This window comes from Sodalis sp. dw_96 (assembly GCF_018449575.1).
In the GTDB taxonomy this organism is placed as follows: domain Bacteria; phylum Pseudomonadota; class Gammaproteobacteria; order Enterobacterales; family Enterobacteriaceae; genus Acerihabitans.
This window is the reverse complement of the sequence record NZ_JAAVUT010000007.1, coordinates 101,990-123,480: the sequence shown is the minus strand read 5'-3', so window position 1 is coordinate 123,480 and position 21,491 is coordinate 101,990. Positions and strand designations below refer to the sequence as shown.

At 56.8% G+C, this 21,491-nt stretch carries 15 protein-coding genes; 11 read left to right on the top strand and 4 right to left on the bottom strand.

The genetic code is table 11. From position 1 onward, the window contains the following. Nucleotides 1-120 precede the first annotated feature (120 nt). Entirely contained in the window at nucleotides 121-2,865 is a 2,745-nt protein-coding gene (gene barA / locus HB631_RS12880; RefSeq protein WP_213991562.1) for a two-component sensor histidine kinase BarA, read from the bottom strand. Between the two features lie 59 nt (nucleotides 2,866-2,924). On the opposite strand from barA, the gene rlmD reads away from it, so the two are divergent. From rlmD to queE, 6 genes are all read left to right on the top strand, one after another. Continuing rightward, the gene (gene rlmD / locus HB631_RS12875) at nucleotides 2,925-4,259 is read left to right on the top strand and encodes a 23S rRNA (uracil(1939)-C(5))-methyltransferase RlmD (protein ID WP_213991561.1); all 1,335 of its coding nucleotides are present in this window, start codon (nucleotides 2,925-2,927) and stop codon (nucleotides 4,257-4,259) included. A 9-nt stretch (nucleotides 4,260-4,268) separates the two neighbouring features. Continuing rightward, nucleotides 4,269-6,503, top strand: a complete 2,235-nt coding sequence (relA, locus tag HB631_RS12870) for a GTP diphosphokinase (protein ID WP_213991560.1) — start codon at nucleotides 4,269-4,271, stop codon at nucleotides 6,501-6,503. A gap of 1 nt (nucleotide 6,504) precedes the next feature. Continuing rightward, the gene (mazG, locus tag HB631_RS12865; RefSeq protein WP_213991559.1) at nucleotides 6,505-7,317 is read left to right on the top strand and encodes a nucleoside triphosphate pyrophosphohydrolase; all 813 of its coding nucleotides are present in this window, start codon (nucleotides 6,505-6,507) and stop codon (nucleotides 7,315-7,317) included. Between the two features lie 160 nt (nucleotides 7,318-7,477). Beyond that, on the top strand, nucleotides 7,478-9,115 hold the full coding sequence (gene pyrG, locus HB631_RS12860) for a CTP synthase (glutamine hydrolyzing) (RefSeq protein ID WP_213991558.1): 1,638 nt from the start codon (nucleotides 7,478-7,480) through the stop codon (nucleotides 9,113-9,115). An 84-nt stretch (nucleotides 9,116-9,199) separates the two neighbouring features. Further along, on the top strand, nucleotides 9,200-10,501 hold the full coding sequence (gene eno, locus HB631_RS12855; protein ID WP_213991557.1) for a phosphopyruvate hydratase: 1,302 nt from the start codon (nucleotides 9,200-9,202) through the stop codon (nucleotides 10,499-10,501). A 471-nt stretch (nucleotides 10,502-10,972) separates the two neighbouring features. Continuing rightward, complete coding sequence (gene queE / locus HB631_RS12850; RefSeq protein ID WP_213991556.1) at nucleotides 10,973-11,644, top strand: 7-carboxy-7-deazaguanine synthase QueE; 672 nt, start codon at nucleotides 10,973-10,975, stop codon at nucleotides 11,642-11,644. 45 nt (nucleotides 11,645-11,689) lie between these two features. Here the strand turns inward: queE and HB631_RS12845 are convergent, their stop codons facing one another. After that, nucleotides 11,690-12,712 carry an NAD(P)-dependent alcohol dehydrogenase gene (locus HB631_RS12845; RefSeq protein ID WP_213991555.1) on the bottom strand — a complete coding sequence of 341 codons (1,023 nt, stop codon included), beginning with the start codon at nucleotides 12,710-12,712 and terminating at the stop codon, nucleotides 11,690-11,692. Nucleotides 12,713-12,864: 152 nt separating this feature from the next. On the opposite strand from HB631_RS12845, the gene HB631_RS12840 reads away from it, so the two are divergent. After that, entirely contained in the window at nucleotides 12,865-13,800 is a 936-nt protein-coding gene (locus HB631_RS12840) for a LysR family transcriptional regulator (protein ID WP_213991554.1), read from the top strand. 118 nt (nucleotides 13,801-13,918) lie between these two features. On the opposite strand, the gene queD is transcribed toward HB631_RS12840, so the two are convergent. Further along, complete coding sequence (queD, locus tag HB631_RS12835) at nucleotides 13,919-14,287, bottom strand: 6-carboxytetrahydropterin synthase QueD (RefSeq protein WP_213991663.1); 369 nt, start codon at nucleotides 14,285-14,287, stop codon at nucleotides 13,919-13,921. A 333-nt stretch (nucleotides 14,288-14,620) separates the two neighbouring features. On the opposite strand from queD, the gene cysJ reads away from it, so the two are divergent. From cysJ to HB631_RS12815, 4 genes are all read left to right on the top strand, one after another. Then, nucleotides 14,621-16,426 carry an NADPH-dependent assimilatory sulfite reductase flavoprotein subunit gene (gene cysJ, locus HB631_RS12830; protein WP_213991553.1) on the top strand — a complete coding sequence of 602 codons (1,806 nt, stop codon included), beginning with the start codon at nucleotides 14,621-14,623 and terminating at the stop codon, nucleotides 16,424-16,426. Then, nucleotides 16,426-18,126, top strand: a complete 1,701-nt coding sequence (cysI, locus tag HB631_RS12825) for an assimilatory sulfite reductase (NADPH) hemoprotein subunit (RefSeq protein ID WP_213991552.1) — start codon at nucleotides 16,426-16,428, stop codon at nucleotides 18,124-18,126. Before cysJ ends, cysI begins: the two co-directional genes overlap by 1 nt. Before the next feature lie 13 nt (nucleotides 18,127-18,139). Beyond that, the gene (locus HB631_RS12820) at nucleotides 18,140-18,874 is read left to right on the top strand and encodes a phosphoadenylyl-sulfate reductase (RefSeq protein ID WP_213991551.1); all 735 of its coding nucleotides are present in this window, start codon (nucleotides 18,140-18,142) and stop codon (nucleotides 18,872-18,874) included. 1,014 nt (nucleotides 18,875-19,888) lie between these two features. Beyond that, on the top strand, nucleotides 19,889-20,161 hold the full coding sequence (locus HB631_RS12815; protein WP_213991550.1) for a hypothetical protein: 273 nt from the start codon (nucleotides 19,889-19,891) through the stop codon (nucleotides 20,159-20,161). Nucleotides 20,162-20,309: 148 nt separating this feature from the next. On the opposite strand, the gene HB631_RS12810 is transcribed toward HB631_RS12815, so the two are convergent. Then, on the bottom strand, nucleotides 20,310-21,329 hold the full coding sequence (locus tag HB631_RS12810) for an aminopeptidase (RefSeq protein WP_213991549.1): 1,020 nt from the start codon (nucleotides 21,327-21,329) through the stop codon (nucleotides 20,310-20,312). Between the last annotated feature and the right edge of the window lie 162 nt (nucleotides 21,330-21,491).

The following is a 21,491-nucleotide window of genomic DNA, read 5'->3' as shown; positions in this document are numbered from 1 at the left end:
AGGGAGACCGTGCCAATAAGGTCGAATCGGGCATGGTTTTTCTGCCCGACCGAGTGCCTCATGGCGCGGTAAGCCCGCGATAATCGGACGTGCAATAAACGTGTTAAAGGGAGACCGTGCTCACTCCGCGATAAACGGCTCCGACGCCAGCGTAACGTTCTCGATTTCATCCAGCATTTCCAGCCATTCCGGCTCCAGTTCGGCCGCCGGAATACCGCTGCGCAGCTGCCGTTCGATAGCGGCGCAAAGCTGCTTGAGACGGGGAACCCCGCTATAGCTGCAACTGCCGTGCAATTTATGGATTAACGCGCAGATATCATTATCCTCCCCGCCCTCCATCACCGCCTCCACACGCTGTCTCACTTCCGGCAGGAAAGCCACCAGCATGGACAACAGATCCTGGGCGAGATCGGTTTTATTTGCCGCCTGGCGAAGGGCCAACTGCCAATCCAGGGTAATATCCGGCTGCGGTCCGGCCTCCTGGTCGGCAGAGACTGCAAGCTCAGGGACGGGCACAGGGGAATAACGCCTCAGCAGCAGCTGCAACATGCTCTCATCAATGGGCTTGGCGAGGTAATCGTCCATACCGGCCTGTAAAAGGTCCTCCCGCTCATTGCCCAGCGTATGCGCCGTCACCGCCACGACAGGGGTATGCCCATGCAGCGGCAGCTTCCGCAGCAGTTCCGCCGCCCGTAGGCCGTCGATTTCCGGCATCTGTATATCCATCAGAACGATATCCAGCGAATGCAGGCCGGCATAGGCCAGGGCCTCCGCGGCGCTGCCGCACAACACCGTCTGCTCCACCTGCTCTTCCAGCAGGGCGCCGATAAGCTTGAGATTGGCCGGATTATCGTCCACCGCCATTACCCGCAGGGACAGACGGGACGGAGAAGGCGGTTTTATCCGCGGCACCGCCGGCCGGGGTTCTTTCCACAGCAAAGGCAAAAAGCGATTGGCGGATACCGGTTTTGCCAGGCAGGCGTAGGCACCCATACGTTTAATCTGTTCCGCCTCCACCATGGATTGGCTGGGCAGCGCCAGAATAATGCAGTCCGCCAGGGGCGCCGCCTCCGCCAGTTCACGCTTGATGTCAATCAAGGGCGTGCGCTGGGCGACCGGTTTGCCGATCAGCAAAACATCGTAATGGCCCGCCGGTAACTGCGCCAAGGTCGGGCTGAAACTGATATGCAAGGGGGTGGCGCTCAGCATGTCCAGGGTGGCCTGGGCGGCGGCGGGGTTGCTCTCCACAAAAGCCAGCCGCTTATCCCGCAGGTGCTCAAAGTCCAGCGAGTCCGGACGGCCCTGGTTATTAAGCTGCAGGGGGATATGAAACCAAAACGATGAGCCGCGATTGATTTCGCTGTGAAAACCGATATCGCCGCCCATCTCCTTTATCAGCTTCTGGGTGATGACCAGTCCCAACCCCGTGCCGCCGTGCCGGCGGGTTATGCTGGCATCCGCCTGGCGAAACGCCTGGAATAATTGGGACTGCTGCCGCTCGGAAATGCCGATGCCGGTATCGTGTATCTGTACCTCCAGCTCAATTTGCCGGTTATCCATCCCATGTTTTTCGATACGCAGATCGATATTGCCCCGTTCAGTGAACTTAATGGCGTTGCCCAACAGATTGGTTACCACCTGTTGCAGACGCAACGGGTCGCCGATGACCTGATCCGGTACGTCCCGCTGAACGTTAAGGGTGATTTCCAGCCCTTTTTCATGGGCGGTCTGCGCCAGCAGAACCACCACCTCGTCAAAGGTAGTCCTAAGGGCGAACGGGATGGCTTCCAGGATAAGCTTGCCGGCCTCCAGCTTGGAAAAATCCAGCACATCGTTGATGATGCTGAGTAAATTATTGCCGGAGCGTTCAATGGTTTGCAGATAATCACGCTGGGTGGGGGACAAGGGCGTTTTTAATGTTTGCCGGGTGAAGCCGATGACCCCGTTCAGCGGTGTGCGCAGTTCATGGGACATATTGGCCAAAAACTCGGATTTGATGCGCACCGCTTCCTGGGCGCGTTTTTTGGCCAGATCCAGCTCGACGTTCTGGATTTCCATTTGTTCCAAGGTCTCCCGCAGATCCGACGTGGCCTGATCGATATTCTGCTGCATCTCTTCATGATAGGCCGCCAGGGACATGGCCATGGAATTAATGCCGTTTTTCAGCATATCCAGCTCCCCCAGCATATAGCCCTGCACCCGGCTATCAAGCTGGCCGCGCCGGATGCGATCCACGGTACTGACCATATTGCGGATCGGGCCGGTCACATCCCGCATCAGGCGATAGGCGAACAGCATGGCGATACACAGGCACAGCAGCAGTAACAGGGTGGAAACAAAGGCTTCCTTGTACTGCTGCAGGCGCACTGAATCCAAATCCAGTTCGATGGCGATATAGCCCAGGGGAGACGCCCGACCTGTGGCCAGGTCGGCATTGTTGACCAGATCTTCCTCGGAGACAATGGGCGCCCGCATCACCAGCATGCCGTCTTGCCTGGTCAAGGTCAGTTCACCGGGTAAAGTGGCCCCCGGCGGCAACTGGAGCTGACCGAGATTGTGACGATAGTTCGAAGTGACGAACAGGGTATTACTGGCGTCGAATACGCTGATGGAGCGCACAATATCCGAATGGTGGCGGTGCAACAGGTTAATCAGATGGCGCACGGCGTCCCGGTTATGCAATGCCATGCCGTTGACGCTGGACACCGCCAGCGGCTCGATAATGCTCGCTCCGGCGTCCACCAACTGGTTTTGCAATTCGTTATAGCGGTGCACAACAAAAAAAGCGCTCAGCAGCAAACCGATTAACAAAGTCGGTGCCAAGATCAAGATCATCATCCGTGCGCGCAAGCTGTATTTGGTCATAGCGTTCCAATATGGGAGAATGACGAATCGGCTATCCGGAAAACCCGTTATCAACAATTATGGCGCAATTCTACTCTGCAAACCGTCGCGTGGCGACACAGCAAACCCTGAGCGTTACCTGTCACGATCTGGATGCCTTCGGCCAGGGCGTGGCGCGCCATGAGGGGAAAACCCTGTTTATTCCCGGGCTGCTGCCCGGCGAACAGGCCCAGGTGCGCGTGACCGAGGACAAACGCCAGTTTGGCCGGGCGCGGGTCATCAGCCGCGTTAACGACAGTTCGCAGCGGGTGGTCCCGCGTTGTCCGCACTTCACCGTCTGCGGCGGCTGCCAGCAGCAGCATGCCGCCCAGGCATTACAGCAGCAAAGCAAGGCGGCGGTCCTGAAGAATTTGCTGGCGCGGGAAACCGGCGCCCCTATCCCGACGGTGGACATTTTGGGGGGCGACGCTTACGGTTACCGCCGTCGCGCCCGGCTGGCGCTGGATTACCGGCAAAAATCCCGCCATCTGGCCATGGGCTATCGCCAGGCAAAATCCAGCGAGGTCGTGGACATTCAGGCTTGTCCTATACTGCGACCGGCCCTGGAGGAATTGCTGGCGCCGCTGAAACGCTGTTTGCAGACGCTGAAGGCGGTAAAACGTTTAGGGCATGTAGAACTGGTGCTGGCGGATAACGGGCCGCTGGTGGTATTGCGTCACCTGGACGCTCTCGGCGAGGATGATCGGCTTTTGTTGGCGGCGTTCGCCGAGAGTCATCAGGCCATGATGTGGCTGGCCGCCGACGGCGACTCGCTGGAATGCTTGCGGGGCGAACCGCCGGTTTACCATATCGACGGTTTATCCCTGCGGTTCAGTCCGCGGGATTTTATCCAGGTCAACGACGAGGTAAACCGGAAAATGGTTGCCCTGACGATGGCGTGGCTGGAGCCGCGGGCGGGGGAAAGCGTGTTGGATTTGTTTTGCGGCATGGGTAATTTTACCCTGCCGCTGGCCAAGCGCTGCGGGCAGGCTATCGGCGTCGAGGGGGTTGCGGCGCTGGTGGCGAATGGGCAATATAATGCACAACAGAATTTAATGAACAACATCACGTTTTTCCATGAAAATCTGGAAGGCGAGGTGGCAAAACAGCCCTGGGCCCGCCGGAAATTTGATAAAATAGTATTGGACCCGGCCCGTGCCGGCGCGCCGGTGGTGATGCCGCTGATAGCGGGTTGGTCGCCCCGGCGCATTGTCTATGTTTCTTGTAACCCCACGACGCTTGCACGGGACGGCAAAGCGTTGTTGGCGTCGGGTTATACCCTGGCGCGCGTGGCTATGCTGGATATGTTCCCCCATAGCGGACATCTTGAGTCGATGGCGTTATTTATCAAAGATACAGACGGCTTCGCACAGTAGGGAGTGGATATGGTTGCGGTAAGAAGTGCACATTTGAATACGGCGGGCGAGTTTGTCCCGGAAGACTGGGTAGCCAGTCTGGGTCTTTCCAACCCGCAATCAAGTGAGCGGCTGGCCGAAACCTGGCGTTATTGCGAGCAGCAGTGTAAAGATCACGCCGATGCCCCGCTGTTGTTATGGCGCGGTATCGAAATGGTGGAAATCCTCTCCATGCTCAGCATGGACAGCGACAGCCTGTGCGCGGCCCTGCTGTTCCCGCTGGCGGACGGCAACGTGGTGGCGGAGTCGGTACTCCAAGAGCACTTCGGCAAAAAAATCGTCGACCTGGTGCACGGCGTGCGGGATATGGACGCCATCCGCCAGCTTAAAGCCACCCATAACGACTCCATGGCGCCGGAGCAGGTGGATAACGTTCGGCGCATGCTGCTGGCCATCGTCGAGGATTTCCGCTGCGTGGTCATCAAGCTGGCGGAACGTATCGCCCATCTGCGGGAATTGAAGGACGCGCCGGAAGACGAGCGGGTGCTGGCGGCCAAAGAGAGCTCCAACATCTACGCCCCCCTGGCCAACCGCCTGGGCATCGGCCAGTTGAAATGGGAGCTGGAAGACTTTTGCTTCCGTTATTTGCATCCCGACGAATACAAACGCATCGCCAAGCTGCTGCATGAGCGGCGTATCGACCGGGAACAGTACATCGAGGATTTTGTCGGCTCGCTGCGCGGCGCCATGAAGGAAGAGGGCATCAAAGCCGATATCTACGGCCGGCCGAAACACATCTACAGCATCTGGCGGAAAATGCAGAAAAAGTCGCTGGAGTTCGACGAATTGTTCGATGTGCGCGCGGTGCGGGTGGTGGTGGAGCGCTTGCAGGATTGTTATGCCGCCCTCGGGATCGTGCACACCCATTTTCGCCACCTCCCCGACGAATTTGACGACTACGTGGCCAACCCCAAACCCAACGGCTATCAATCCATTCATACCGTGGTGCTGGGGCCGCGCGGCAAAACGCTGGAAATTCAGATCCGTACCCGGCAGATGCATGAAGATGCCGAACTGGGCGTGGCGGCGCACTGGAAATACAAAGAGGGCACCGTCACCACCGGCGTGCGCTCCGGTTATGAAGAGCGGATTGCCTGGCTCCGGAAACTGTTGGCCTGGCAGGAAGAGATGGCGGATTCCGGCGAGATCCTGGATGAAGTGCGCAGCCAGGTGTTTGACGACCGGGTCTATGTCTTCACCCCCAAAGGGGATGTGGTGGACCTGCCCGCCGGCTCCACGCCGCTGGATTTCGCCTACCATATCCACAGCGATGTGGGACACCGCTGCATCGGCGCCAAAATCAGCGGGCGTATCGTGCCGTTCACCTATCAGCTCCATATGGGCGATCAGGTGGAAATCATCACCCAGAAGCATCCCAATCCCAGCCGCGACTGGCTGAATCCGAACCTGGGTTATGTCACCACCAGCCGCGGACGTTCTAAGATCCACAACTGGTTCCGCAAGCAGGATCGAGATAAAAATATCCTGGCCGGCCGCCAGTTGCTGGACGACGAGCTGGAACATTTGGGCATCAGCATCAAGGAAGCGGAAAAGCTGCTGTTGCCGCGCTATAACGTCAACTCGCTGGATGAACTGCTGGCATCCATCGGCGGCGGGGACGTGCGCATCAACCAGATGGTGAACTATCTGCAGAACAAGCTCAACCAGCCCAGCGCGGAAGAGCAGGATCGCGAAGCCCTCAAACAGCTGACGACGCCCAAGACCACGGCGGTGCCCCGTTCCAAGGATAATGGCCGTGTGGTGGTGGAGGGGGTCGGCAATTTGCTGCACCATATCGCCCGCTGCTGCCAGCCGATTCCCGGCGACGACATTACCGGTTTTATCACCCGAGGCCGCGGCATCTCCATTCACCGCGCCGACTGCGAGCAGCTGGCGGACCTGCAGGCCAACGCGCCGGAGCGCATTGTCGACGCTGTCTGGGGTGAAAGCTACTCCAGCGGCTACTCGCTGGTGGTGCGGGTGGTGGCCAACGATCGCAGCGGCCTGCTGCGGGATATCACCACCATCCTGGCCAATGAAAAGGTCAATGTGCTCGGCGTCGCCAGCCGCAGCGACGTCAAACAGCAGCTGGCCACCATCGATATGGACATCGAAATTTATAACTTACAGGTGCTGGGGCGTGTATTGTCCAAGCTGAATCAATTGCCGGACGTGATCGACGCCCGCAGACTGCATGGTGAATAACATGTCCGATCGGGTCAACGCCCCTTCTTCCCGGCAGCGGCTGCTGGGCATCATGACCCGCCTGCGCGACCCCAGCGGCGGCTGTCCCTGGGATCGGCGGCAAACCTTCGATACTCTCGCCCCCTACACCCTGGAAGAAACCTATGAAGTGCTGGATGCCATCGCCCGGCGCGATTATGACGATCTGCGCGGCGAACTGGGCGATTTGCTGTTCCAGGTGGTGTTTTACGCCGAACTGGCGCGGGAACGGGGACTGTTTGATTTCGACGATATCTGCGATGCCATCAGCGATAAGCTGGAGCGCCGCCACCCCCACGTTTTCCCCGACGCCGACGGCAATATTACGGCGGCCCGGCCGGGGCAGTGGGAAAGCCTGAAGGCGCGGGAACGGGAGGAAAAGGCCCGGACCTCGCCTATGGACGATATTCCCGACAATCTGCCGGCGCTGATGAAAGCGCAAAAAATCCAGCAGCGCTGCGCCACGGTGGGATTTGACTGGACCTCCCTCGGCCCGGTGGTGGACAAAGTCCATGAAGAGATCGAGGAAGTGATGCAGGAGGCCCGCCAGGCGGTGGTGGATGAGGACAAGCTCGAGGAAGAACTCGGCGACCTGCTTTTCGCCACGGTGAATCTTGCCCGCCATCTGGGGAAAAAAGCCGAGACCGCCCTGCAAAAGGCCAACCGCAAGTTCGAACGGCGCTTCCGCCAGGTGGAAGCGATTATCCTCGCCCAGGGACTGACGCTGCAACAAGCTTCTCTTACACAAATGGAAGCCGCCTGGCAGCAGGTGAAAGCGCAGGAAAGCGCCGGCTAAAACGCGGAGTTAAGGAAGAAGGAGAGGGTGCTGGAAGTGTAAACCGTCCGCGCCGCTGCCGCATTTAGCAAAACGAACGTTTGTGGCCCAATAGCGCTTCAGGTATACTGTTTTCCCGTCTTGGTTATTCCGTCTTTACACCCTAATTCTCAGGTTCAGCATGACAACTAATTATATTTTTGTAACCGGCGGGGTTGTTTCCTCATTGGGTAAAGGTATTGCCGCAGCCTCCCTGGCGGCCATTCTCGAAGCCCGGGGACTCAATGTTACCATCATGAAGCTGGACCCTTATATCAATGTGGATCCCGGCACCATGAGTCCTATCCAGCATGGCGAAGTTTTTGTCACCGAAGACGGGGCGGAAACCGATCTGGACCTGGGACATTATGAGCGCTACATCCGCACCAAAATGTCGCGACGCAACAATTTCACCACTGGCCGCATATACTCAGACGTACTGCGTAAAGAGCGTCGCGGCGACTACCTCGGCGCCACCATCCAGGTTATCCCCCATATCACCAATGCCATCAAGGAACGCATCATCGAAGGCGGCGAAGGCCACGACGTGGTGCTGGTGGAAATCGGCGGCACGGTGGGGGATATCGAGTCTCTGCCGTTCCTGGAAGCCATACGCCAGATGGCGGTGGATGTCGGGCGCGAACACACCATCTACATGCACCTGACCCTGGTGCCTTATATGGCGGCCTCCGGCGAGGTGAAAACCAAACCGACCCAGCATTCGGTGAAAGAGCTCCTGTCCATCGGTATTCAGCCGGATGTGCTGATTTGCCGTTCCGACCGCTCGGTGCCCAACAATGAGCGGGCAAAAATTGCTTTATTCTGCAATGTGCCGGAAAAAGCAGTTATATCCCTTAAAGACGTTGATTCCATTTATAAAATCCCGGCCCTCTTGAAATCGCAGGGTCTGGACGATTATATTTGTAAACGATTCAGCTTGAACTGTCCGGAAGCGGACCTGTCTGAATGGGAGCAGGTGGTTTATCAGGAAGCCAATCCGGGCGGCGAAGTCACCATCGGTATGGTGGGCAAGTATGTGGAACTGCCGGATGCCTACAAATCGGTTATTGAAGCGTTGAAACATGCCGGCCTGAAAAACCGCCTGACGGTCAATATCAAGCTTATCGATTCGCAGGATGTTGAAACCCGTGGTGTGGAGATTCTGAAAAATCTCGATGCCATCCTGATCCCGGGTGGGTTCGGCTATCGCGGAGTGGAAGGCAAGATCCTCACCGCGCAATATGCCCGTGAAAAAAAGATTCCTTATCTCGGTATTTGTTTAGGGTTGCAGGTGGCGCTAATCGAATTCGCCCGACATATGGCGGGCATGGAAAACGCGAACTCAACCGAATTTGTGCCAGACTGTAAGTACCCGGTGGTGGCCTTGATCACCGAATGGCGTGATGAAAACGGCAACGTTGAAGTCCGCAGCGAACAAAGCGATTTAGGCGGCACCATGCGTTTGGGCAGCCAGGCCTGCCAGCTTACCGAGGGCAGCCTGGTGCGCAGTATGTACGGCCAGCCGACCATTGTCGAACGCCACCGTCATCGTTATGAAGTCAATAATATGTTGCTGAAACCGATTGTCGCCGCCGGGATGCGCGTCGCCGGGCTGTCGGGGGATAACCAACTGGTGGAAATGATCGAATACCCGGATCATCCGTGGTTCGTGGCCTGCCAGTTCCATCCTGAATTCACCTCGACGCCGCGTGACGGTCATCCTTTGTTTACGGGCTTTGTGAAGGCTGCCGGCGAGTTTCAAAAGCGTCAGATGAAATAAAAACGACGCAAAGATCGGCGTGCCGTATGACGGCGCGCGGGGTGCGTCCAGAATTTTGTTTTAACTTGTCCTGAGGAAATACTAATGTCCAAAATTGTAAAAATCATCGGCCGTGAAATCATCGATTCACGCGGAAATCCGACTGTTGAAGCAGAAGTGCATCTGGAAGGTGGTTTTGTGGGTTTGGCCGCTGCGCCGTCAGGCGCTTCCACCGGTTCCCGCGAAGCGCTGGAACTGCGTGACGGCGACAAGTCCCGTTTTATGGGTAAAGGCGTGACCAAAGCGGTTGGCGCTGTCAACGGCCCGATTGCCGAAGCCTTATTGGGTAAAGACGCTAAAGACCAGGCCGCTCTTGACAAGATCATGATCGATCTTGACGGAACCGAAAACAAATCCAAATTCGGCGCCAACGCCATTCTGGCCGTGTCCCTGGCCGCCGCGAAAGCCGCAGCCGCCTCCAAGGGCATTCCGCTGTACGAACATATCGCCGAATTGAACGGCACCCCGGGTAAATTCTCCATGCCGTTGCCGATGATGAACATCATCAACGGCGGCGAACATGCTGATAACAACGTCGATATCCAGGAATTCATGATTCAGCCGGTGGGCGCGAAGACCATTAAAGAAGCCATTCGTATGGGTTCTGAAGTGTTCCACAACCTGGCTAAAGTCCTGAAATCCAAAGGTCTGAACACCGCGGTGGGTGATGAAGGCGGCTATGCGCCGAACCTGGAATCCAACTCCGCCGCTCTGGCCGCCATTAAAGAAGCGGTGGAAAAAGCCGGTTATGTGCTGGGTAAAGATATCACCCTGGCTATGGACTGCGCCGCCTCCGAATTCTACAACAAAGAAACCGGTAAATATGAACTGAAGGGCGAAGGCAAAACCTTCACCTCCGAAGAATTTACCCACTATCTGGAAGGCCTGACCCACACCTATCCCATCAAGTCCATCGAAGACGGCCTGGATGAATCCGATTGGGACGGTTTTGCTTACCAGACCAAAGTATTGGGCGACAAAATTCAGTTGGTGGGCGACGACCTGTTTGTCACCAATACCAAGATCCTGAAAGAAGGTATTGAAAAAGGCATTGCCAACTCCATCCTGATCAAATTCAACCAGATCGGTTCCCTGACCGAAACCCTGGCCGCCATTAAAATGGCGAAAGATGCCGGTTATACCACCATCATCTCTCACCGTTCCGGCGAAACCGAAGATGCCACCATTGCCGACCTGGCAGTAGGTACCGCGGCCGGCCAGATCAAGACCGGTTCCATGAGCCGTTCCGATCGCGTTGCCAAATACAACCAGTTGATCCGTATCGAAGAAGCCCTGGGTTCACGCGCTCCCTTCAACGGTCTGAAAGAAGTGAAAGGCCAGGCGTAATAGCCCGGTGCCGGTAATCAAAGTCCCAGTGTGGTGGGGCTTTTGAGCTTACTGGCAACGTGCCCGGCCGGGACAGGATGCTAGATCGTAAACACGCCGTGAATCCATCCCTGGAGGCTCGATCCACGCCATCCATGGCGTGGACGGTTTACTCTTCCAGCATCCTGTCCCGCCTTGTTGACTCCGAACATATTTGTTAGCCGTCTCTGCGCCACATTCTTTTAGACTTTTAACAATCCCCCGCACCAACGCTATACATCGCTTAACCACCGCCTTGTGCAACTTACGCGGTACTCTCCGTTATCGATTAATGTTACTCTGCCCGCCACTCTTGGTCCCGCCGGTCAGGCGCGTAAAGATCACTTCCGCCGGATGTCGCGCTTTATGCCGGAAACCATCGCGGGTTTGGCGTATGTCGCCTAATCTGTAATAATCAGCGCCCTATTTGATGTGACATCAATCGAGATAAACATGCAGTACCCGCTCAACGAACTGTTTCAGACCCTCCAGGGTGAAGGCTACTTCACCGGCGTGCCCGCGATTTTTATCCGCCTGCAAGGTTGCCCGGTGGGCTGTAGCTGGTGCGATACCAAACACACCTGGCAACAGGATCCGCTCGAGGAAGTGCCGGTGGGGGATATCCCGCTGAAAACCGCGGACAGCGCGAAATGGGCCCTCGTGTCAACGGAGGAGATGCTGGAGATTATCAATCAACAGGGATATACCGCCCGCCATGTGGTGATTACCGGGGGTGAACCCTGCCTGCACGATCTCTTTCCGCTGACCCAGATGCTGGAGCAGCAGGGGTTCAGCTGCCAGATTGAAACCAGCGGCACCCATGAAGTGCGCTGCACCAGCCAGACCTGGGTGACGGTATCGCCGAAAGTGGAGATGCGCGGCGGATTGGAGATTCTGCCACAGGCACTACAGCGCGCCGATGAAATCAAGCATCCTGTGGCGCGTCAGCGGGATATTGAACAGTTGGACGCATTATTGGCCACGCTGGATGATGACAAGCCGCGCATCATCGCCCTGCAACCGGTCAGTCAGAAAGAGTCCGCCACCCGGCTGTGCATCGACACCTGCATCGCCCGCAACTGGCGCTTATCCATGCAAACCCATAAATATCTGAATATTGCCTGATTCAGGACATGCACAACGTTATAACCAGCGTCAAGATATGCATTATCACGGCATCTCAATCACGACTTTGCCGAAAGCGCCCCGGCCGAGATGGTCAAGGGCCGCGGACAAATCCGCCATGGAATAGCGCGTATCGATTACCGGCTTCAGACCTGTCCGATCTACGGCTCTGACCAGGTCCTCAAGCGCGCGGCGATGGCCGGTGCCGATACCCTGGATGGTCACGTCCTTGAACATCAATGGCGCGGATGGAGCCGTCACCTCGAATCCCTCCAGCGCGCCGATCATAGAGATGCGCCCGCCCACCGCCGCCGCCTGCACCGCCTTGCCGAGATGCGCACCGCCCACCAGTTCCAGAATGTGATCGGCGCCGCGATCGCCGGTTGCCTTGAGCACCGCCTCCACCCAATCATCCTGCCTGCGATCGATACCATGGTCCGCTCCCAGCGCTTTGGCGCGGACGAGCTTGCCGGCACTGCCGGAGACGATCACCTCGGCCCCATGCGCCTTGGCGATTTGCAGGCCGAACAGCGCGACACCCCCGGTACCCTCCACCAGCACCGTATCACCGGCCCGCAGGCGACCGCGCTCCACCAGGGCGAACCAGGCGGTAAGGCCGGCACAGGGCAACGTGCTGGCCAGGGCGTCATCCAGCGTAACCGGCGCCCGCACGAACCACTCTTCCGGAAACGCCACATACTCGGCCAATACGCCGGGGTAATAGCCCCCAAGGGTTCGGTAGGATGGCGTACGGGCGTCGCCTTCACGGACACCGTCGATCCAGTCGGGCGTAATGGTGGAGATCACGCGGTCGCCGATGCTGAAACGGGTAGTGTTTCCGCCCAGGGTGACCACCGTTCCCGCCAGGTCCGAACCGGGAGTGAAGGGAAAAGCAATGGGCAGGCCGCGACCGCTCTCCATCACCATCTTATCGCGATAATTGAGAGAGACGGCCGCCACCTTCACCAGCACTTCGCCCGGTCCCGGCTTCGGCAGCGGAACGTCCCTCAGTTCCAGTCGGTTTACACCGATTGCGTCCATCTCCCAGCGTCTCATGGTCTCAGTCATTTCTCACTCTCGTTGCGGTTTGTGGGGAAAGGGCCTTCCTCGCGGTCATCCGCCTTAGAGGCCCCCGGATTAATGAACCATAATTTAGCACGCTGGATTGTGCATGATAATGCCGTATAATTGGCACAGACTGATGAATAAGGAACAACTATATGAAGGGCGCGGAATACGCCGAGCTGATGGCTTTTTTGGCCGTTTCGGAGGAAAGGAGTTTTCGGCGAGCCGCGAAGCGGCTGGGCTTGTCACCTTCCGCCCTTAGCCATACCATCCGGTCCCTGGAGGAGCGGCTGGGGGCAAGGTTGCTCAACCGGACAACCCGGAGCGTCGCGCCGACTCACGCCGGCCAAGCGTTATCCGATCGCTTGCGTCCCGCCATCGCCGATATGGAAGGCGCCGTGCGGGACGTGGGCGCCTATCAACTGCGGCCGAGGGGCGTTGTGCGCGTGAACCTGCCGCGCATTGCCGCCCGTCTTGTGGTGACGCCGATCCTCTCGGACTTCCTGACGTTATATCCCGAGGTTCGGCTCGATTTGGTGATTGATGACAATCTCACCGACGTTGTGGCCGAGGGTTTTGATGCCGGGATTCGTTCGGGTGATCTGGTGCAACAGGACATGGTTGCGGTCAGGCTGACGCATGATCTGCGGATGGCCGTCGTCGGATCACCGGCCTACTTCGCGCGTCTTCCCTTGCCCCAAACCCCTCGGGATATCCGCTATCATAGGTGCATTACCTATCGGTGGAGTGAAACGGGCGCTTTATTCCGCTGGCACTTTGACGGTGCGGGAGAGTCAATGGACGTCGAGGTTGAAAGTCTGGTGACCGCCAACGATACCGACCTGCTGCTTGCGGCGGCGCTGCAAGGCACGGGTCTGGCTTTCCTTCCGGAAAGCTTTGTTGCGGCCCGCATAAAGAGCGGGGAGCTCATCCAGGTGCTGGAGACCTGGTGCAAGCCCTTTGCGGGATTTTATCTCTATTATCCCAGCAAGCCTCATATGCCCGCGGCCTTAAGAGTTTTCATCGACTTTATCAAGCTGCCGGTTTCGCCGCTTGTACAGGGAAATGCGGCTGCATCGGCGCAGACGTAGAGGCCATGACACATGGCGCGTTCCGTGCCGGCACGGGCGCTATCCCTGTTTTAAAAAGTAATGTGATAAAAAGTATTGTGATAAGAGTAAGGACATAAAAAATAGCGAGATAAAGGGGCTACTCCTCACCACGATAGAGACAGCCGGCGGTACAGGTCTCCTTCACCATGATGGCGCTGAGCAACGGCAAGCGCGGTTTTAACTGGCGCCAAATCCAGCGGGCGAGGATTTCGCTGGTGGGATTCTCAAGTCCCGGAATGTCGTTCAGATAATAGTGATCCAGCTGTTGCAGCACCGGGCTGAACAGGGTTTTTAATTCGCCGAAATCCATCACCCAGCCGGAATGGGGGTCCACCGGGCCGGTAATCTCCACTCGCACCATAAACGAATGCCCGTGCAGGCGCCCGCACTTATGGCCGTCGGGAACATGCGGCAAACGGTGCGCCGCCTCAAAGGTAAAATCTTTAAATAACGTGGTTACCACGATGGGGCCTCTTCAAAAAACGAACGTTGCATGGTACAGAAATACCGCAACCGATGCCATGCAATAATTAGCCGCAATTCTAACGCACTGCCCGGCGCCTATGCCACGGCTCTCTGACGCCAACGGTCACCGTTGCCGTCCCTCTTTATCCGGGCGGTACGGCTCTTATTACTTTAATCGATAAGTTTAACCGAAATTACTCTTTAGGCCATTTGGTTATTTATTATTGCCATCGCATCTTTTATAGATTGCATCACACTCGGTAACCTTACAAACTCTAATGATCCCATAATAAATGCCCGGCTATCCCGGTAAGCATAAGGAAATTCAGCAGCAATGACGACTCAGGCTCCACCCACTTCTTTGCTCCCGTTGGATCCGGAACAATTGGCCCGTTTGCAAGCCGCCACCGGCGACCTCTCTCCCCTGCAAATGGCCTGGCTCTCCGGTTACTTTTGGGGACAGGTCCAGCAACCGGTCACGGCGGTCGCCGCCGCAACGCCGGCGCAGCCCGATGCACCTTCCATCACTCTGCTATCCGCCTCCCAAACCGGTAATGCGCGGCGCTTGGCTGAACAGCTGCGGGACGCGCTGATCGCCGCGCAGCTGGATGTTAAACTGGTGAATGCCGGCGACTATCGATTTAAAAATATCGCCCAGGAAAAGCTGCTGGTGATTATCGCCTCCACCCAGGGCGAGGGGGATCCGCCGGAAGAGGCGGTAGCCCTGTATAAATACCTGTTTTCGAAAAAGGCGCCGCGATTGGAAGACACGCAATTTGCGGTCTTTGGCCTTGGCGACACATCCTACGAACATTTTGCCAAAATCGGTAAAGATTTTGACCAGCGTCTGGCGGAGCTTGGCGCTCTGCGGCTGCATGACCGGGTTGATGCCGATGTTGAATACCAGGCGGTGGCCGAATCCTGGCGCCGGGATATCGTGGCGTTGCTCAAAGAACGGGTCCCGCGGGAAAACCCGGCGCAACTGCAGCGGACCCTGAGCGGCACGCTGGATCAAGTGGATGCGACGCCCTATAGCAAAGACCAGCCGCTGGCGGCAACCCTGTCGGTGAAGCAAAAAATCACCAGCCGTCAGTCGGTAAAGGATATCCGGCATGTGGAAATCTCCCTCGGGGATTCCGGACTGCGTTATCAGCCGGGGGATGCCCTGGGGATCTGGTTTGAAAATGATCCGGCGCTGGTGGATGAACTGCTGGAACTGCTGTGGCTGAAGGGCGAACAGCCCGTCACGGTGGAAGGGACGCTGATGCCCCTGGCCGAGGCCCTGCGCGGTCATGTGGAATTGACGCAAAATACCACCGTTATCGTGGAAAAATATGCCGCCCTGGCCCGGGATGAGGGGCTGCTGACCCTGACGGCCGATAAAGCCGCGCTCCAGCATTACGCCCAGACCACCCCCATTGTGGATATGGTTCGGCAGGCACCGGTGGAACTGACCCCGGAACAGCTGCTGGGCTTGTTAAGACCCTTGTCTCCACGCCTCTATTCCATCGCGTCGTCACAGGCCGAGACGGAAGACGAAGTGCATATCACCGTCGCCGCCGTGCGTTATGAGGTGGATGGTCGTCCGCGCACCGGCGGCGCGTCCGGTTATCTGGCGGATCGGTTGGCGGAAGATGATCACGTGCGGGTATTTATAGAACATAACGATAATTTCCGTCTGCCGGAAAGCGGCGACATTCCGCTTATCATGATCGGCCCCGGCACCGGCATCGCGCCGTTTCGCGCATTTATGCAGCAGCGGGAAGCGGACGGCGCCACCGGCAGCAACTGGCTTTTTTTCGGTAACCCGCACTTTACCGACGATTTTCTTTACCAGGTGGAATGGCAGCGCTATAAAAAAGAGGGATTGCTCACCCGGATAGATCTCGCCTGGTCGCGGGATCAGGCACAGAAAATTTATGTCCAGGATCGGTTGCGTGAACAAGGGGCGGAAGTCTGGCGCTGGCTCCAGCAGGGCGCGCATATTTATGTCTGCGGCGATGCCAATCATATGGCAAAGGATGTGGAGCAGGCATTACTGGAACTGGTGGCCGAGCACGGCGGCATGAATATCGAACAGGCCGACGAATTTCTAAGCGAACTGCGCGTTGAGCGCCGTTATCAGCGGGACGTCTATTAATGAGTGAAAAAAAACCTTCCCCGCCCCTGTCCGATAATGAGCGGATAAAAGGGCAGAGCAATTTTCTGCGCGGGACTATCGCCGAGGATCTTGACGACACCTTAACCGGCGGATTCACCAGCGATAATTTCCAGCTGATCCGCTTCCACGGCATGTACCAGCAGGATGACCGCGATCTGCGCGCCGAACGGGCCGAGCAGAAGCTGGAACCCTTGATCAACATGATGTTGCGCTGCCGTCTGCCGGGGGGCATTATTACCCCTAAGCAATGGCTGGCCATCGATGAGTTTGCCGCTTCGGACACCCTGTACGGCAGCATTCGCATCACTACCCGCCAGACCTTTCAGTTTCACGGCGTGCTCAAACCCCATCTGAAGAAGGCGCACCAGATGTTGCACCGGCTGGGGCTGGATTCCATCGCCACCGCCGGCGACGTCAACCGCAACGTGATGTGCAGCGCCAACCCGGTGGAGTCGGTGTTGCACCAGCAGGCCTATGAATGGGCGAAAAAAATATCCGAACATCTGCTGCCCAGAACCCATGCTTACGCCGAAGTCTGGCTGGATGGGGAAAAAAGAGAGGCTACCGATGAGGAGCCGATTCTCGGGCCGGCGTATTTACCGCGCAAGTTCAAGACCACGGTGGTGGTGCCGCCCCTTAATGATGTGGATGCCTATGCCCACGACCTGAATTTCGTGGCCATCAGCGAGCAGGGGCAATTGGTGGGCTTTAATGTCCTGGTGGGCGGCGGCCTGGCCATGACCCATGGCGACACCTCCACCTATCCCCGTGCCGCCAGCGAATTCGGCTACATCCCGGCGGAGCATACCCTCGCGTTTGCCGAGGCGGTGGTGGGCACCCAGCGCGACTGGGGCAACCGATCCAATCGCAAGAACGCCCGGGTCAAATATACCCTGGAGCGGGTAGGCGTGGACGCATACAAAGCGGAAGTGGAAAGGCGCACCGGCATTAAATTCGAACCTATCCGTCCTTATCATTTTACCGAACGCGGCGATCGTTTCGGCTGGGTCAAAGGGGTGGAAAACCGCTGGCATTTGACCCTGTTTATCGAAAACGGCCGTATACTGGATTATCCGGACCGATTGCTTAAAACCGGCATGGCGGAAATCGCCCGCATCCATAAAGGTGATTTCCGGCTGACCGCCAACCAGAACCTGATCGTGGCCGGCGTGGCTACCCGGGATAAAGCCAAAATCGAAGCGCTGGCGCGGCAGTACGGCCTGATTAACGACGAAGTCACCCCGCAGCGCAAAGCCTCAATGGCCTGTGTGGCATTCCCCACCTGTCCCTTGGCCATGGCGGAAGCCGAGCGTTTTCTGCCGGGGTTCGTTACGCAGGTGGAAGGGATTATGTCGGCCCACGGCCTGGCGAAAGACGATATCATTTTGCGGGTGACCGGCTGCCCCAACAGCTGCGGCCGTTCGATGCTGGCGGAAATCGGCCTGGTGGGCAAAGCCGTTGGCCGCTATAACCTCTATCTGGGCGGCGATCGCAGCGGTACGCGCATTCCGCGCATGTACCGGGAAAATATCACCGATAAGGAGATTCTTTCGATTATCGATGACACCACCGGCCGTTGGGCCGCCGAGCGTCAGCCGCAGGAAGCCTATGGCGATTTTGTTCTGCGCGCCGGTATTGTCAAGCCGGTTATCGATCCGGCCCGCGACTTCTACGATTAACCCGGGGATCTTTATGACCGAACTGAATCTGAGCAGCCTCAACGCGCTGGATAAGGCGCAACAGACGGAGGCTCTGGCCGATATCAACGGTCGGCTGGAAACTTTCACCGCCGAGCAGCGGGTGGGCTGGGCCCTGGAAAACCTACCCGGAGACGTGGTGCTGTCGTCCAGTTTCGGCATCCAGGCGGCGGTGTGTCTGCATCTGGTCACCCGCCAGCGGCCGGATATTCCGGTGATCCTTACCGATACCGGCTATTTGTTCCCGGAAACCTATCAATTTATCGATGCCCTCACCGATAAGTTGCAGCTTAACCTGCAGGTTTTCCGTGCACAGCTGTCTCCCGCCTGGCAGGAAGCCCGCTACGGCAAACTGTGGGAACAGGGGGTGGAAGGCATTGAGCAGTACAACCAGATCAATAAAGTGGAGCCCATGAACCGGGCGTTAAGCCAGCTGCAGGCGCAAAGCTGGCTGGCTGGCCTGCGCCGGGAACAATCCGACAGCCGCGCACATTTACCGGTGCTGGCAATTCAGCGCGGCGTATTTAAGCTGCTGCCGATTATCGATTGGGATAACCGCCAGGTGTACCAGTATCTGAAACAACATGGCCTGGATTATCACCCGCTGTGGGAGCAGGGTTATCTCTCGGTGGGGGATACCCACACCACGCGCAAATGGGAACCGGGTATGAGCGAAGAGGAAACCCGCTTTTTCGGCCTGAAACGGGAGTGCGGCCTGCACGAAGGTTGAAGCTGCCGCCAGCCTGCCATGCCGCCTTAGTCGGGCGGCATGATATTATCCTGCGCAAGTTAGCCATAACCGGTACCCTGCTTTTTACCAATAAATCCCGCTAAACTATATCCTAAATAGGCCGAGTTGCAGGAAGGCCAACGAACCTGCAACATGAAGTATGACGGGTATATTCCTTGGACATGTTCGTTCAGGTTCATGGCGGTCAATACTCATGGTATTTTTATATATTATAAATGTTTGAACGAATATAACTGGTTGAAACAAATTTAAGTGCAAACATGTCTTTGTGTACCTTAATTTTACCAGGCCTCTGCGGGCAATCGATGTAAATGAGTATGTCGCCGTTCATAACTATGACGGTCGCCCGGCAGCTGCATCCTTAACGCTCCCTTTCATAAAAACAGGACTGGTTGTCTTTTATTTCTCGGGCTGAATCCGCCTGTCGGCTGGAAAAATCGGCGAATGACAGTGCCATTGTTTATTTTTTGGTTTGTTGATATTATTTATGACAGTCAGATGAATTTTTTGGGTCCGATATTTACCGGTTATTTCCCGCCGCTGTCCGAGACCACACGCTGCATGTCAATACGCCATGATTTTCTTGGCTATTTTGCCTGGGAATCCGGCCGTAAAAGAGATTGTCCACCTTGCAATGGCTGTCACAAAACATATTTAATCCTTAATTTCTTCATGATGTTTACGAGAAATTTACGTTAAATCGCATTAGCTTTCCCTATTGACATAATAACGCCCGCAAAGAGTCTTTCTTAGAATAAATATCAATAAGACAAAAATAAAATTGTTACCTTGATTAACTTTTCAAAGCGCATGATTACCTTCATTTTTAACGCTAGCGGCCGGACGGATAAATATACTCCAAATGATTCGAGTTGCAGGAAGGCCAACGCATCTGCAACGTGAAGTATGACAAGTATAAATGACCTGATATCAATATGCCGCAATACCATGGCCATTAACGTTTAACACTCATTAAATAAGACAGGTTCTATCATGAACATAAAATTTTGTATTGCCGGCGTTTTCATCGCAATGCCTATACTTTTTTCCGACGCTGTTTTCGCTGAAAATATCGTGGCGCCTTTTTGGACCGGTAACATGATGGATGATTTCAAACGGCCCAAACCCGCGCCTGTGGTTCCCAAACTGACCAACGCGAGCCAAAAGACCAGCGTGAATCAATCTCAGCCCGCTAAAATGAGCGGCGAGGTCACCTCGGGCATGGGCGCGCCTTTCTGGTCCGGTAATGCCATTGGCACCAAATAGTCGCCGGAGGGTTTGAAAGCGAGAGCTCGGCCGACGGCAGCGCAAACACCGCCAGCCTTGAGGTGCCCGCGAACCGCCGCCGGTTATCCGCGGGGCTTATTGACCCGCTTGAATTTCACGGCTGTCGGCGTACAAGAGCCGCCGCCGGTTATTCTTTCGGTTTGTCGGCGCGGGTAAGACCTTCCAGCAGCGGCCCTAGCAATGCCATGCTGTCCCGGGCGCGCTTGTCCATTTGGCCGGTAAGATGATGATCCAGATAGGTCAGGTTATCGAGGGGACTTTGATAACGCACCATGCCGTGCGGGAAGTTGCGGCTGGTTTTGCGTTCGCGGCAGTTGTTCTCGGCAATGCCTGAACTGACGTCCAATACGGCGAAGCCGGCTTTGGCGAAGGGCAAGGCGTCGGTCATACAGTCAGCGGAGGTGCGAAGACCGGCATTGAGTATCAACGGAATGCCGGATTGTCGCGCACGGGTTCCCAGCGTTTTTACCAAGCCCTGCAGACGGCTGTCGCCGCTGTCCGGGCTGTAATCCACCCGCAGCTTTTCGCCGCCGAGCAGGCTATCAAGATTAATGACTAAAAGGGTATTGCGCTTTTCCTGCGGCGTCATCCGCTGCAAATAATCCTCGGCCCCCAGGGTTTCGGGTTCACCGGCGCTGAGCGCGACAAAACGCACCCCCACCGCGAGGGGAACCGGACCGAGCCGTCGGGCCAGATCGAGCATGACACCGACGCCGGAGGCGTTATCGTCCACCCCCTGCAATGTCAATCCCCCGAGATTATTATTCAGATCGCTGTCGCTGCGCGGCATAAATGTATCCGAATGAGCAATGACCAATATTTCGCCGCCGGTGGCGCCGGATTTGGCGGCAATCACCGAGGTGGCGGAAATTTTACGCCAGTCGGCCTTGCCGTCGCTGCCGTGAAATTGATATCGAGTGTTAAAGGTGCGCAGATTGCTTTGATAGCCCATGTGCGCCAGGTGCCGCTGCAGGTATTCCGCAGCCATCAATTCGGCCGGGCTTCCCGCCATGCGTCCGGGAAAATAGGTCGCGATATAGCGCATCTGTTCTTCAGCATAGTGATCGGGAGCCGCGACAGCCGGCAAACACACCGCCAGCAAACTGCTTAAGCCCAGGATTAGCCCGGCGCCCTTAATGTGACGCATAAACCTGGCTCGCTTACCGCGACCCATCAGCCTGGTTCGCTTAATGCGACCGAGGTGAAACATAAACCTTTTCCTTGTTAATCGATGCGGCAATCTGCTTTGCCGCTGTTCTCAGGGTATAGTATGGAACGCTCGCGGGGCTAACACAATTTGTACCCTCCG

Bases quoted from the DNA above. Each gene is read 5' to 3' on its own strand.
- barA (WP_213991562.1), bottom strand. From the start codon at position 2,865: ATGACCAAATACAGCTTGCGCGCACGGATGATGATCTTGATCTTGGCA.
- rlmD (WP_213991561.1), top strand. From the start codon at position 2,925: ATGGCGCAATTCTACTCTGCAAACCGTCGCGTGGCGACACAGCAAACC.
- relA (WP_213991560.1), top strand. From the start codon at position 4,269: ATGGTTGCGGTAAGAAGTGCACATTTGAATACGGCGGGCGAGTTTGTC.
- mazG (WP_213991559.1), top strand. From the start codon at position 6,505: ATGTCCGATCGGGTCAACGCCCCTTCTTCCCGGCAGCGGCTGCTGGGC.
- pyrG (WP_213991558.1), top strand. From the start codon at position 7,478: ATGACAACTAATTATATTTTTGTAACCGGCGGGGTTGTTTCCTCATTG.
- eno (WP_213991557.1), top strand. From the start codon at position 9,200: ATGTCCAAAATTGTAAAAATCATCGGCCGTGAAATCATCGATTCACGC.
- queE (WP_213991556.1), top strand. From the start codon at position 10,973: ATGCAGTACCCGCTCAACGAACTGTTTCAGACCCTCCAGGGTGAAGGC.
- HB631_RS12845 (WP_213991555.1), bottom strand. From the start codon at position 12,712: ATGACTGAGACCATGAGACGCTGGGAGATGGACGCAATCGGTGTAAAC.
- HB631_RS12840 (WP_213991554.1), top strand. From the start codon at position 12,865: ATGAAGGGCGCGGAATACGCCGAGCTGATGGCTTTTTTGGCCGTTTCG.
- cysJ (WP_213991553.1), top strand. From the start codon at position 14,621: ATGACGACTCAGGCTCCACCCACTTCTTTGCTCCCGTTGGATCCGGAA.
- cysI (WP_213991552.1), top strand. From the start codon at position 16,426: ATGAGTGAAAAAAAACCTTCCCCGCCCCTGTCCGATAATGAGCGGATA.
- HB631_RS12820 (WP_213991551.1), top strand. From the start codon at position 18,140: ATGACCGAACTGAATCTGAGCAGCCTCAACGCGCTGGATAAGGCGCAA.
- HB631_RS12815 (WP_213991550.1), top strand. From the start codon at position 19,889: ATGAACATAAAATTTTGTATTGCCGGCGTTTTCATCGCAATGCCTATA.
- HB631_RS12810 (WP_213991549.1), bottom strand. From the start codon at position 21,329: ATGCGTCACATTAAGGGCGCCGGGCTAATCCTGGGCTTAAGCAGTTTG.